This is a genomic window from Halomonas campaniensis (genome assembly GCF_014193375.1).
GTDB classification, from domain to species: domain Bacteria; phylum Pseudomonadota; class Gammaproteobacteria; order Pseudomonadales; family Halomonadaceae; genus Halomonas; species Halomonas campaniensis.
This window is the reverse complement of record NZ_JACHZF010000025.1, coordinates 1-12,157: the sequence shown is the minus strand read 5'-3', so window position 1 is coordinate 12,157 and position 12,157 is coordinate 1. Positions and strand designations below refer to the sequence as shown.

Below are 12,157 nucleotides of genomic sequence, written 5' to 3'. Positions count from 1 at the left end.
GATCCGCCGACCACACAGGAGAGCCGAGATGCACAAGCACGTGGAGTGGGACGACCCCGGCGCCGACAGCGTGATGCGCCACTTCGAGAAGGACCCCTCGGGCCACTCGGACCCCGGGCCCGGCGACATCCTCTCGGCGCGCCACGAGGGCGTCGTGGTGCGGGTCCGGGTCGAGGCCTACGTGGACGGCACCAGCATCGGCGAGGTGGTGGCACTGATCGCCACCGACAACGGCCGGCGCATGAAGTCCCATGGCAAGCTCGCCCTGGGCGATACCGTGCGCCTGCCGGACGCCTCCCGCGCCCTGGAGCCCCAGCCCGGCAGCGCCGAGGATGACGACGAGCCCCCCGAGGACCAATAGCGAAAGCCAACACCATCGGCGAACTTAACGCATCCTAAACGATGGATGACTGGCTCCCGGCAGGCTTTTGTCGCACAGTTGCGGCACGGGCCCACAAGGCCACACGACTCGAGTCCCGGGAGCTTCAATGAGCACGCACAACGTCTGGACCCACAAGGGGACCTTCCTGCTGGCCGCCGTCGGCTCGGCGGTCGGTCTCGGCAACCTGTGGCGGTTCCCCTACCTCACCGGCGAGAACGGCGGCGGTGCCTTCATCCTGGTCTATGCCCTGACCATCTTCGCCGTGGGCATCCCCATCCTGATCGCCGAGACCATGCTCGGCCGCAACAGCCGCCGCAGCCCGATCATGGGCATGCGCTTTTTGACCCGCACCCACAACACCTCGCGGGCCTGGGAATCCATCGGCTGGCTGGGGGCCGCCTCGGCCTTCCTGATCCTGAGCTTCTACTCGGTGATCGCCGGCTGGGCCATCCACTACACCTGGCAGATGCTCACCGGCTCGCTGGCCGGTGCCGATGCCGAGACCATCGGCGCCGGCTTCGACGCCCTGCTCGCCTCGCCGGCCCTGCTCACCCTCTACCACACCCTGTTCATCATCGCCTCGGGGCTGATCGTCGCCATGGGCATCCACAAGGGCATCGAGGGCGGCCTGCGCATCATCATGCCGGCGCTGTTCGTGATCCTGCTGCTGGTGCTGGGCTACGGGGTGGCCAACGGCGACTTCGCTGCCGCGGCCAGCTTCCTGTTCACCTTCAACATCGCCGACCTGAGCCTCGAGGGCTGGCTGGCCGCCATGGGCCAGTCGTTCTTCACCCTGAGCCTCGGCATGGGGGCGATCATGGCCTATGGCGCCTACATGTCCAGCGACGCCTCGCTGACCCGCACCGCCATCGCCATCGCCATCGTCGACACCGCCGTGGCCATGGTGGCCGGCCTGGCGATCTTCTCGCTGGTGTTCGGCGCCGGCCTCGACGCCGGCCAGGGCCCGGGGCTGATGTTCGTCACCCTGCCGCTGGCCTTCGCCGAGATGCCCCTCGGCGCGCTGATCGGCGGGGTCTTCTTCATCCTGGTGCTGGGCGCCGCCATCAGCTCCTCGATCTCGCTGATCGAGCCGGTGGCCGCCTTCCTGGTCGAGCGCTTCGACATGACCCGCCCCCAGGCGGTGTTCGCCATGGTGGTGGCCAGCTGGGCGCTGGGGCTGCTCACCGTGGTCAGCTTCAACATCTACGCCGAGGGCACGATCTTCCACACCCTGTTCGGCCGCAGCGCCTTCGACTTCATCGAGCTGCTGACCAACATCTTCATGCCGCTGGGTGGCCTGCTGATCGCGCTGTTCGCCGGCTGGGCGCTGACCCACAGCGAGGTGATGAAGGAGATGCGCACCAACGAGACCTGGTTCGCCACCTGGCGCTTCCTGGTGCGCTTCGTCGCCCCGGCCGCCGTGGCCTTCGTCTTCCTGCGCAGCATCCCCCAGGTCGAGGGCTACCTGATCCCGACGATCGGCGCGGTGGTGATCGTCGGCGCCTTCGCCGCCGGGCGCACCTTCCTGGTGGAAGACAGCCAGGAGCGGTGAGCCACCGGCGGGCGGCGACCGAGGCACGCAGCCATGACGGCACAGCCATGACAACCAAAGCGGATACCCCCATGACACCCATGATCGAGGTCAGACACGTCCACAAGGCCTTCGGCGGCCTCAGGGTCATCAACGACTGCTCGCTCTCGGTGGAGAAGGGCTCGATCACCGGGCTGATCGGCCCCAACGGCGCCGGCAAGTCGACCCTGTTCAACATCATCGCCGGCGCCCTGCCGCTGGACAGCGGCCAGGTGCTGCTCGACGGCGAGGAGATCACCAACCGCCCGGCCAACGAGCTCTTCCACAAGGGGCTGCTGCGCACCTTCCAGATCGCCCACGAGTTCTCCCACATGACCGCCCTGGAGAACCTGATGATGGTGCCCCCGCGTCAGGCCGGCGAAAGCCTCTTCAACGCCTGGCTCAAGCCCGGGCTGGTGCGCCTGGAGGAGGCCGAGGTGCGCCGCCGGGCGCTGGAGGTGATCGACTTCGTCGGCCTGCACCACGTGCGCAACGAGCTGGCCGGCAACCTCTCCGGCGGCCAGAAGAAGCTGCTGGAGCTGGGCCGCACCATGATGACCGATGCCCGGGTGGTGCTGCTCGACGAGATCGCCGCCGGGGTCAACCGTACCCTGCTCGGCGACCTGGTGGAGAACATCGAGCGCCTCAACCGCGAGATGGGCTACACCTTCCTGGTCATCGAGCACGACATGGACATGATCGCCCGGCTCTGCGACCCGGTGATCGTGCTCGCCCAGGGCAGCGTGATGGTCGAGGGCACCATCGAGGAGATCCAGAACAACCCCGAGGTGATCGAGGCCTACTTTGGCTCCAACGTGGCCTGAGGGGTTCCAACGTGGCCTGAGGGGTTCCAGCGAGGCCCAGCGCCCGGCCCCACCACGACAACTCAAGAACAACGTACGCAGAGACCCACCCACGATGCCACTACTCGAAGCACGCGACGTCCATGGCGGCTACGGCGGCATGAACATCCTCAACGGGGTGAACATGGCCATCGAGGCCGACGAGATCGGCGTGATCGTCGGGCCCAACGGGGCCGGCAAGTCCACCATGCTCAAGGCGGTGTTCGGCCTGCTGACGGTCAGCCAGGGCGAGATCCTGCTGCGCGGCGAGCCGATCCACAACCTGCCGCCCAACAAGCTGGTGCAGAAGGGCATGGGCTTCATCCCCCAGGAGAAGAACGTCTTCCCGAGCCTCTCGGTGAAGGAGAACCTGGAGATGGGCGCCTTCCTCAAGCCGCAGAACACCCGGCGCATGCTGAAGCAGGTCTACGACTTCTTCCCGCCGCTCTACGACAAGCGCCACCAGCCCGCCGGCGAGCTCTCCGGCGGCCAGCGCCAGATGGTCGCCATGGGCCGCGCGCTGATGGCCGAGCCCGAGCTGCTGCTGCTCGACGAGCCCACCGCCGGCCTCTCGCCGCTGTACATGAATGAGATCTTCGAGCGAGTGAAGGAGATCAACGCCGCCGGCGTCGGCATCCTGATGGTGGAGCAGAACGCCAAGCAGGCGCTGGCCATCGCCGACAAGGGCTTCGTGCTGGCCGCCGGCCAGAACCGCTTCACCGATACCGGCGCCGCCCTGCTGGCGGACCCGGAAGTGGCCAGGAGCTTCCTGGGCGGCTGAGCCCCGGAGCAGGGAGAAACAACCTCGTGAACGAACTCGTCTTCTTCATCAACAACGTGGTGATCGCCGGCAGCGTGACCGGCTCGATCTACGCCATCGGCGCGGTGGGCGTGACCCTGGTGTTCAGCATCATGCGCTTCGCCCACTTCGCCCACGCCGACATGATGACCTTCGGCGCCTTCATGGTGCTGCTGCTCACCGCGGCCTTCCCGGGGGTGGGCGCGGCCGTGGGGCTGCCCACCGCCATCGTCATGCTGCCGCTGGCCATGGTGCTCACCGCGCTGCTGGCGGTGGGCATCGACAAGGCCTTCTACAAGCCGCTGCGCGCCCACGGGGTCAAGCCCATCGTCATGGTGATCGGCTCGCTGGGCGTCACCCTGATGCTGCAGGGGCTGATCCGCCTGTTCGCCGGCACCAGCGGCCAGAGCCTCTACATCGGCGAGCGCAAGGAGATCTTCCGCCTCGCGCTGCCCTTCGAGGGGGTCCGCGCGCCGATCGTGATCACCGAGCCGCAGATCATCCTCTTCGTGCTGACCTTCGCCTGCGTGGTGGGGCTGCACCTCTTCCTCAACCGCTCGCGGCTGGGCAAGGCGATGCGCGCCATGTCCGACAACCCCGACCTGGCCCGCGCCTCGGGCATCAACACCAACACCATCGTGGCGGTGACCTGGGTGATCGCCGGGGGCCTGGCCGCCATCGCCGGCACCCTGCTGTCGCTGGACGTGACTTTCAAGCCGGACCTCAGCTTCTTCCTGCTGCTGCCGATCTTCGCCGCGGCCATCGTCGGCGGGGTGGGCCACCCCTATGGCGCCATCGCCGGGGGCTTCGTGGTGGGCTTCGCCGAGACCCTGGCGGTGTTCAACTGGGCGGTGCTGCTGCGGCCCTTCCGCGACAGCCTGCCCGAGTGGCTCGCCCAGGCGGGTAACCTGGCCTTCGTCGGCACCGAGTACAAGATCGTGGTGCCCTTCTTCATCCTGGTCGCCATCCTGGTGTGGCGCCCCACCGGTCTGTTCAAGGGGAAGGTGATCTGATGAGCACTCAAGACAAGCGCCGCGAGGATCTGGTCGACACACCGTCGCGCTTCCCCGTGCGCGAGGTGGTCCTGTTCGCCGCCCTGCTGGTAGCCATCCTCGGCGTCTACGCCATGATGGGCACCGCCTACAGCACCCGCATGCTGGTGGAGGCCGCCTGCTACGCCATCCTCGCCCTGGGCCTGACCATCCAGTGGGGCTACGCCGGCCAGTTCAACGCCGGGGTGATGGGCTTCGTGGCCCTGGGCGGCTTCTGCGCCATGTTCTTCAGCGTGCCGGTCAACGACGCCTTCTGGGGCAGCGAGCTGCCCGGCGAGCTGGGCCGGGTGCTGCTCTACGGCGTGGCCGCCGTGCTGGTGGTGATCGGCGCCACCCGCCTCGACCGCCTGGGCGTGCCGAAGCGGCTGCGCACCCTCATCGCCGTGGTGCTGGCCGTGGTGCTCTACCTGGTGGTGATCAGCCTGATGCGCGAGGTGACCGGCGAGATCCAGTCCCGGGCCGGCTTCGTCGGCGGCCTGGGCCTGCCCGCCTGGACCGGCTGGATCGTCGGCGGCGCCCTGGCCGGGGCGGTGGGCTACTTCATCGGCCATATCTGCCTGGGGCTGCGCAGCGACTACCTGGCCATCGCCACCCTGGGCATCGCCGAGATCATCAAGGCGTTCCTCAAGAACTCCGACTGGCTGACCCGCGGCACCGCCACCGTCTCGCCGCTGCCCTGGCCCACCCCGGGCCCGGCGGAGCTGGGCTTCACCCTGGCCCGGGCCCTCTACCTCTCCATCACCGCGGTGATGATCGCGGTGATCTTCTTCCTGCTGCACCGCGCCTACCACGCCCCCTGGGGACGCATGATCCGCGCCATCCGCGACAACGAGACCTCCGCGGCGGCCATGGGCAAGGACATCAATCGCCGCCGGCTGGAGATCTTCGTGCTCGGCTGCATCCTGATGGGCATCGGCGGCGGCGCGCTGACCACCTTCAACAGCCTCTTCGACCCCCAGGGCTACCTGCCGCTCAACCACACCTTCCTGGTGCTGGTGATGGTGATCCTGGGCGGGCCGGGCAACAACCTCGGCACCATCTTCGGCGCCGTGGCGGTCTACATCATCTGGATCATGTCCGAGCCGCTGGCGCTGTTCCTGATGCAGCTGGCGGTGAGCATCGGCGAGGGGGCCTTCGGCTGGGACGCTCCAGCCAACATGGACAGCCGCGCCCTGCAGGCCCGGGTCTTCGTGATCGGCCTGCTGATCACCCTGGTGCTGCGCTTCGCGCCCAAGGGACTGCTACCCGAGAAGGTCAAGCACCATGGGTGACACAGGCTGTAGTCGCCTTTGAATGCCACCAACCCAGGCTACATCTGGTGGGAGCCCGATTTATCGGGCGATTGGTGAAGTTAGCGGCGAGTGATGCTGGCAACCAACGGTGCCAACCCGGCCGGGGCGGCTTCGCCGCCAATCGCCCGGCAGAGCCGGGCTCCCACCAGTAGCAACAGCCTGGATGGTAGCCCGTGGGGGTGTCACACGAATGTGCGATGAACCAAGAAGTAGGCCCCGGTGGGTTTCCACCGGGGCCTTCTCGTTGGCGCTCTGCCTAGCTCAGCGCGATGCGCTCAGGGCTCGACGAAGCCCTTGCTGGTGAAGCGGCCATCCTCGACCACCATCTCGACCACCACGCCCGGCACGTCGCCGTTCTCATCGAACTCGTGGGTGCCGGAGGCGCCCTCGTAGTTGATCTCGGTGCCGGCGGCGATCAGCTCCACGGCCTTCTCCCACTCGCCGGGCAGGATTACCTCGCCCGGGGCGCTGGAGACGCTGCGCAGGGCGGCGGAGAGCCCCTCGCGCTCGGCGCTGCCGTTCTGCTCGATGGCCAGCGCCAGCAGGAAGGCGGCGTCATAGGCCTGGGCGGCGAACACCGCGCTGGGATCGAAGCCGGCGGCCTCGGCGGCCTCGTTGAAGATATCGGTGCCCGGCAGGTCGGGGCTGCCCGGGCGGGTGGCGATCATGCCGTCCAGCACGTCGGCGCCGATCGCCTCGACCAGGCTGTCGCCGACCATGCCGTCCGCGCCCACGTACTGGGTGAACATGCCGCTCTCGTAGGCCTGGCGCAGCACCGTCTGGCCGGAGGTGTCGGCATAGGCCAGCACCACCAGGGTCTCGGCGCCGCTGGCGGAGAGGCTGCCCAGCTCGGAGCGGTAGTCGGCGCGGTTGTCCTCGTGGGCCAGGTTCTCGGCCACTGTGCCACCGCCCGCCTCGAAGGCCTCGGAGAAGGCATCCGACAGGCCGCGGCCGTAGTCGTTATTCACGTAGGTGACCGCCACGAAGTCGATGCCCTTGTCGAGCAGCAGCTTGGCCAGCATCTCGCCCTGGAAGGCGTCGGAGGGCACGGTGCGGAACACCAGGTCGTTGTCGTCCAGCTCGCTGACCGCCGGGGCGGTGGAGGCCGGCGAGACCATCACCACCCCGCCGGGGATGGCCGCGTTGTTGGCGGCCGCGATGGTGGCGCCGGTGCACAGGGCGCCGACGATGGCGGTGACCTGCTCGGTGTTGACCATGCGGTCCGCCGCGTTGGAGGCCGCCGAGGCGTCGGAACAGGTGGTGTCACCGCTGGGGATCACCAGCTCCTGGCCGCCCAGGATGCCGCCCTGCTCGTTGACCTGCTGCACCGCCAGCTGGGCGCCATCGAAGATCGGCGGGGTGAGGCTCTCGATCCCCCCGGTGAAGCCACCGAGGAAGCCCAGTTTCACTTCGGCCTGGGCGGCACCGGCCAGGGCCAGGGCGGAGGCCGCTACCGCCATCGACAGTACGCTCTTCTTCATGTTCTTGTTCCTGCGGTTTGTGGCGAAATTTCCCTCCTCAATCTGGAAGCCCCGCGAGGAAAACTCAAGCCCCCTTTGCCAACGCTCCGGGTCGCGCCTTCAACCCGCGGCCAGGGAACCGGCAGGCACCGCGGCGTGTCCTGCCTATACTGAAGGCCCCCTTCCCCTGCACAAGGAACCGCCATGCGCCCCCTGATCCCCGCCGCCTTAATCAACAGCACCCTGGCCCTCGCCGCCCTCGGCCTCGCCGCCGGTACCGCCCACGCCTTCGTCCCCGCGGGCGAGGACCTCGTCTACGAGGTCGACGGCGAGGCCTTCGAAGGGTATCTCTCCACCGCCCAGGGCGAGTCTCGCGGCACCGTGCTGATCATCCACGACTGGGACGGCCTGGACGACTACGAGCGCCGCCGCGCCGACATGCTGGCCGAGCAGGGCTATGACGCCTTCGCCGCCGACCTCTACGGCCAGGGCAACCGCCCCCAGGAGATCGAGAACAAGCGCACCGAGACCGCCCGCCTCTACGAGGACCGCGAGCGCATGCGCACCCTCACCCTCGCCGGCCTGGCCGAGGCCCGCCAGCGCGGCGCCGCCGAGGCGGCGGTGGTGATGGGCTACTGCTTCGGCGGCGCCGTGGCCCTGGAGCTCGCCCGCTCCGAGGAGGCCGAGGCGGTGCACGGCTACGCCAGCTTCCACGGCGGCCTGGCCACCCCGGAAGGCCAGCGCTGGCCGGATGACGCGGGCCCCATCCTCATCGCCCACGGCGGCGCCGACAGCGCCATCCCCATGAGTGACGTGGCCACCCTGGCCGAGGAGCTGGAGGCCGCCGAGGCGACCTACGAGATCCAGGTCTACTCCGGCGCCCCCCACGCCTTCACGGTGTTCGGCATCGAGGCCTACCAGGAGCGGGCCGACCAGAAGTCCTGGGCCGCCTTCCTCGAGCTGCTGGAGGAGGCGCTCTAGGCATGCAGCAGCAGATCCTCACCCTCACCGAGCTCTCCGGCACCCGCCGCGAGGTCGGCCAGGCCCACGGACGGGCCCATGCCCCGCTGATCCAGCGCAGCCTGGAGGTCTACGACCGGCTGTTCCACGATTTCGTCGGCATCGGCTGGGCCGAGGCGCGCCGCGAGGCCGAACGCTTCGGCGCCATGATCGAGCGCGGCTTCCCCGCGATCCTCGACGAGATGGCCGGCATCGCCGAGGGGGCCGGGGTCGAGCCGGCCGACATCCTCACCCTCAACTGCCGCAGCGAGATCTCGCTGACCCGCGCCAGCGGCGGCTGCTCCGCCTTCGCCCTGGCGCGTGGCGGCACCCAGTGGCTGGCCCAGAACTGGGACTGGCGCACCGACCAGCTGCACAACGTGGTGGCGCTGAAGATCTGCGGGCAGGACCACGCCCCGCTGGTCAGCGTCGGCGAGGCCGGCATGGTCGCCAAGATCGGCATGAACGCCCACGGCATCGGCGTCTGCCTCAACGCCATCCGTTCGCAGACCTGCGGCGAGGGGCTGCCGATCCACGTGGCGCTGCGCAAGATCCTCGAGAGCCCCGACATGGCCGGCGCCCTGGCCGTGGCCAGCCGCGACCGGGTCTGCTCCCCCGCCCACTTCCTGGTGGCCAGCGCCGAGGGCGAGGCCGTCGGGCTCGAGGTGCACCCGGGCGAGCCAGGCCGGCTTGCGGCCGCGGGCGGCGTGGTCACCCACACCAACCACCTCTACGCCCCTGACGCCACCCGCCAGGTGGAGGACTTCCCCCGGGCCGACTCGCGGCCGCGCCTGGCGCGGCTGGATGCGCTGCTGCGCCAGGCGCTGGCCCCCGAGGCCGACGTGGACGAGGCGGCGCTGTTCGAGGTGCTGGCCGACCACCACGGCGAGCCGCTGTCGATCTGCCGCCACTTCAACCCCGCCCAGCCCGCCGAGGAGCGCATGGAGACCCTGTTCGGGGTGGTGATGAACCTCACCGAGCGGCGCCTCGCCCTGCGCCACGGCAAGCCCTGCGAGACGCAGGACGCGCTGGTGGTGGAGCTCGGCCGCTAGCCCGCCAGCGCCTCCTCCACCAGGCCCCGCGCCTCATCGCTCATCGGCAGGCCCAGCGCCAGCGCGTGGGCCGCCGGCGACATCTTCTTCCAGGTCATCTGCACGATGCGGATCAGGTGGTCGTGGTCGATCTGCCTGGCGAAGTCGGCGAAGTAGTTCTCCAGGAACACCAGGCAGGCGCAGTCCTCCACCGCCTGGGTGCCCGGGTCGCGACCCAGTCCCTGCTTGCGGATCATCCGCGCGACCGCCTCGGCGTCCTCCTCGCCGTAACCCGCCTCGCGCATCAGCCGCGCGGTGGTCTCGCCGGCGCGCCGGCTCTGGTCTCGCCGCCAGGTCAGGTAACCCACCCGTCCCTCCGGGTAGTCGCTGCGGGGCACCTGCCAGCGCTGCAGGTGCTGGCCGCGCACCGCCAGGCGCAGCCGCTCGTCGGGCAGCTCATGCAGCCGCTCCAGCCAGGCGCTCATGCGCCCGGCGTGCCACAGCTCCCGGGGCACCGGCTCGCCCTCGACCTCGACCTGCCGCAGGTCCTCCGCGTGCAGGGCATCCAGGGCGGCCAGGGTCTTCGCATAGGGGGTATCGGTCATGCTCGCTCCTTGTGCTCGATGGGGGGGGCACTGCCCCACAGCATATCAGCGCACGCCTGCAGCGGGGCGAAGGCAGGCCACCGGGGAGATACACTGAGCGGAGAACCGACCAGGAGAGGCGCCATGAAATACATCTTCGAGGTGCATATCCGCGACGGCTACACCGCCGAGGACTACGCCGACGCCTGGGTGCGCGCCAGCGAGCTGATCCAGCGGGCCCCGGGCGCCCGGGGCACCGAGCTGCACCGCAGGATCGACGACCCCCAAATCCTCATCGCCATCGCCCACTGGGACAGCAAGGCCAGCCGCGACGCCATGGAGGCCCGGCCGAACCCGGCGGTGAAGGCGATCATCAAGAGCGCCGCGCCCTGCTGCGAGATCCGCCTGATCGGCGAGTTCGAGGAGCCCGAGTGGGTAGTGATACCACCCGGCATGGGGCGATAACGCAAGAAACCCCCGCAGGGCGGGGGCAAAGAACGCAGGCCGACAGGGAATCCCGAGGGGATGGAGAACATTGGCCGGCCGCGTCGGGGAACACCATGAAACGAGACCGGGCGTGTGCCCGGTCGACGGGCCTTACGACTGGACCTTCTCCTGGACACGCTGCATCAGCTCGGGGTCCTGCTGGACGGCCTGGCCGATGGCATTGAAGGTATCCACGTCGAGGCCATTATCCTCGACCGCCTCGACCATCTTGTCGTTGGCTTCCATCTGCACCTCCTGCTGGGAGGCCTCATCCTCGGCGGCATGCATGCGCTCGGTATATTCCTGGGAGATGACGACGATCTCCTGGGATGCCTCCGCGAACTGCTCGAGCTGCTCATCGGAGAAGTCCGTCGCCGGTGCCGCGGCCTGAGGCTGCTCCGGGGCGGCCGCCGGATCCTGCTGGGCGGGGTCCTGCTGAGCGGGGTCCTGCTGAGCGTGAGCGGCAGCCGACATCAGGCCGGCACTGAGCAGGGCGGCAGCGAACAGGGCAGTCATCCTTTGCATTGATACCTCCAGTAGGTCGCCCCTGCATGGGGCCTTGCGTGTATGTGGCCCTGTGACGACAGCCACCGGTGCGCGTTCAGAATTTTCCGGTAACCCCTGGTAACAAGATGATTCATCAGGCATCGGCATCAGCCGGCAGGGAGCGAGAGACGAGCGTCATTCCGGACACACCACCAGGGAGAGCAGCCATGGCGTGCTCCGGCCTGCATTCGCCACCGTGCGCAATGGCGGCAGTGCCGCCACCGGCTCCAGCAGGCCCCGAAGCCCCTCGAGCTCGCCCTCCTCCCCGTGCCCCGCGTCATAGATCAACGTGGCGGTACCCTTCAGCTCGCTCTCGGGCAACTCCCTATACAGTGAGCCGTCCCACACCTTCAGGACGATACGCCCGTACCGGCCCGAATCCGCCAGAGTACGGTGCACATCCTGTACCAGCCTCTCCGCCACCGGGCTGGTCCTCGCCGAACCACAGACGAACAGGTCGATATCCGTCCTGTCGGCATTGCTCGGGCTGGGCGGGGTCAGGCTCACCCTCTCGCCACTCTGGATGAACGAGGCCACCTGGGGCGGCTCGCGGGGAGCGTCCCCCTCGAAGTACTGCTTCAGGCCCTGGCGCGTCCCCTCGCTCGCGATCAGCCGGGCGTCCACCAGCAGCCGCAACGTCTCCTGGCGCGACTCCACCGAGGGCGAGCCCAGCGCGCCTATGATCAGCTGGGAATCGAGCCTGGCCCGCTCGAGATAGATATCGGCCACGCCCTTGGCCCCGATCCCGGCAATGGCCAGGAACCCCGATACCAGCGTCACCCACAGCCCCTTCGATGCATCACCGGCCATATCGTTGCCCCCGTACTGCAGCGCCTGATCGAACCCGGCTCCATGGCCGTCCCACCCTGGCCATCCAGCTTCGAAGACGCGATATGGAGAGCTTAGATAAGCCCGGGACGCTGCGCGAGAGAAGGCGATCATCCGCGGCGCCGCGGCCTGCTGAGAGATCCACCTGATCGGCGAGATCGAGGAGCTCAAGTGGGTGGTGGTACCACCCTGTGTCAAGCGACATCAGAAAGTGACCCCCTGGCGACAGTGAAATCTGACCCCCTTACCCTCTGACGACCTGCTTTTGATGATGGATGGAATCGGG

Annotated in this window: 13 protein-coding genes; 9 read left to right on the top strand and 4 right to left on the bottom strand. The window is 68.7% G+C overall.

Annotated elements, in window-relative coordinates:
- Positions 1-28: 28 nt before the first annotated feature.
- The 6 genes from BDK63_RS15145 (at position 29) to BDK63_RS15120 (ending at position 5,916) form a co-directional block, all read left to right on the top strand.
- Complete coding sequence (locus tag BDK63_RS15145) at positions 29-361, top strand: hypothetical protein (RefSeq protein WP_183333449.1); 333 nt, start codon at positions 29-31, stop codon at positions 359-361.
- A 127-nt stretch (positions 362-488) separates the two neighbouring features.
- The gene (locus BDK63_RS15140) at positions 489-1,934 is read left to right on the top strand and encodes a sodium-dependent transporter (RefSeq protein ID WP_183333447.1); all 1,446 of its coding nucleotides are present in this window, start codon (positions 489-491) and stop codon (positions 1,932-1,934) included.
- Between the two features lie 71 nt (positions 1,935-2,005).
- On the top strand, positions 2,006-2,776 hold the full coding sequence (locus BDK63_RS15135) for an ABC transporter ATP-binding protein (protein WP_183333445.1): 771 nt from the start codon (positions 2,006-2,008) through the stop codon (positions 2,774-2,776).
- 94 nt (positions 2,777-2,870) lie between these two features.
- Entirely contained in the window at positions 2,871-3,575 is a 705-nt protein-coding gene (locus BDK63_RS15130; protein ID WP_183333443.1) for an ABC transporter ATP-binding protein, read from the top strand.
- A 26-nt stretch (positions 3,576-3,601) separates the two neighbouring features.
- Positions 3,602-4,606: an ABC transporter permease subunit gene (locus BDK63_RS15125; RefSeq protein ID WP_183333441.1), complete on the top strand. Its 1,005-nt coding sequence runs from the start codon at positions 3,602-3,604 to the stop codon at positions 4,604-4,606.
- Positions 4,606-5,916 (top strand): branched-chain amino acid ABC transporter permease, encoded by a 1,311-nt coding sequence (locus BDK63_RS15120; RefSeq protein ID WP_183333439.1) that lies wholly within the window; start codon positions 4,606-4,608, stop codon positions 5,914-5,916. The genes BDK63_RS15125 and BDK63_RS15120 overlap by 1 nt, the downstream gene beginning before the upstream one ends.
- 296 nt (positions 5,917-6,212) lie before the next feature.
- Here the strand turns inward: BDK63_RS15120 and BDK63_RS15115 are convergent, their stop codons facing one another.
- Positions 6,213-7,418 carry an ABC transporter substrate-binding protein gene (locus BDK63_RS15115; RefSeq protein WP_183333437.1) on the bottom strand — a complete coding sequence of 402 codons (1,206 nt, stop codon included), beginning with the start codon at positions 7,416-7,418 and terminating at the stop codon, positions 6,213-6,215.
- A 183-nt stretch (positions 7,419-7,601) separates the two neighbouring features.
- On the opposite strand from BDK63_RS15115, the gene BDK63_RS15110 reads away from it, so the two are divergent.
- Both BDK63_RS15110 and BDK63_RS15105 read left to right on the top strand, forming a co-directional pair.
- Entirely contained in the window at positions 7,602-8,378 is a 777-nt protein-coding gene (locus tag BDK63_RS15110; protein ID WP_183333435.1) for a dienelactone hydrolase family protein, read from the top strand.
- Between the two features lie 2 nt (positions 8,379-8,380).
- The gene (locus BDK63_RS15105; RefSeq protein WP_183333433.1) at positions 8,381-9,448 is read left to right on the top strand and encodes a C45 family autoproteolytic acyltransferase/hydrolase; all 1,068 of its coding nucleotides are present in this window, start codon (positions 8,381-8,383) and stop codon (positions 9,446-9,448) included.
- On the opposite strand, the gene BDK63_RS15100 is transcribed toward BDK63_RS15105, so the two are convergent.
- Complete coding sequence (locus tag BDK63_RS15100; RefSeq protein WP_183333431.1) at positions 9,445-10,032, bottom strand: DUF4202 domain-containing protein; 588 nt, start codon at positions 10,030-10,032, stop codon at positions 9,445-9,447. The genes BDK63_RS15105 and BDK63_RS15100 overlap by 4 nt on opposite strands.
- 123 nt (positions 10,033-10,155) lie before the next feature.
- Here BDK63_RS15100 and BDK63_RS15095 point away from each other — a divergent pair, with 123 nt between their 5' ends.
- A complete protein-coding gene (locus BDK63_RS15095; protein ID WP_183333429.1) occupies positions 10,156-10,476 on the top strand; it encodes an antibiotic biosynthesis monooxygenase family protein in 321 nt (106 codons plus the stop codon).
- 132 nt (positions 10,477-10,608) lie between these two features.
- On the opposite strand, the gene BDK63_RS15090 is transcribed toward BDK63_RS15095, so the two are convergent.
- Together BDK63_RS15090 and BDK63_RS15085 are read right to left on the bottom strand one after the other, a co-directional pair.
- The gene (locus BDK63_RS15090; RefSeq protein WP_183333427.1) at positions 10,609-11,022 is read right to left on the bottom strand and encodes a DUF4168 domain-containing protein; all 414 of its coding nucleotides are present in this window, start codon (positions 11,020-11,022) and stop codon (positions 10,609-10,611) included.
- 156 nt (positions 11,023-11,178) lie between these two features.
- Entirely contained in the window at positions 11,179-11,853 is a 675-nt protein-coding gene (locus BDK63_RS15085; RefSeq protein ID WP_183333425.1) for a hypothetical protein, read from the bottom strand.
- Positions 11,854-12,157: the final 304 nt, after the last annotated feature.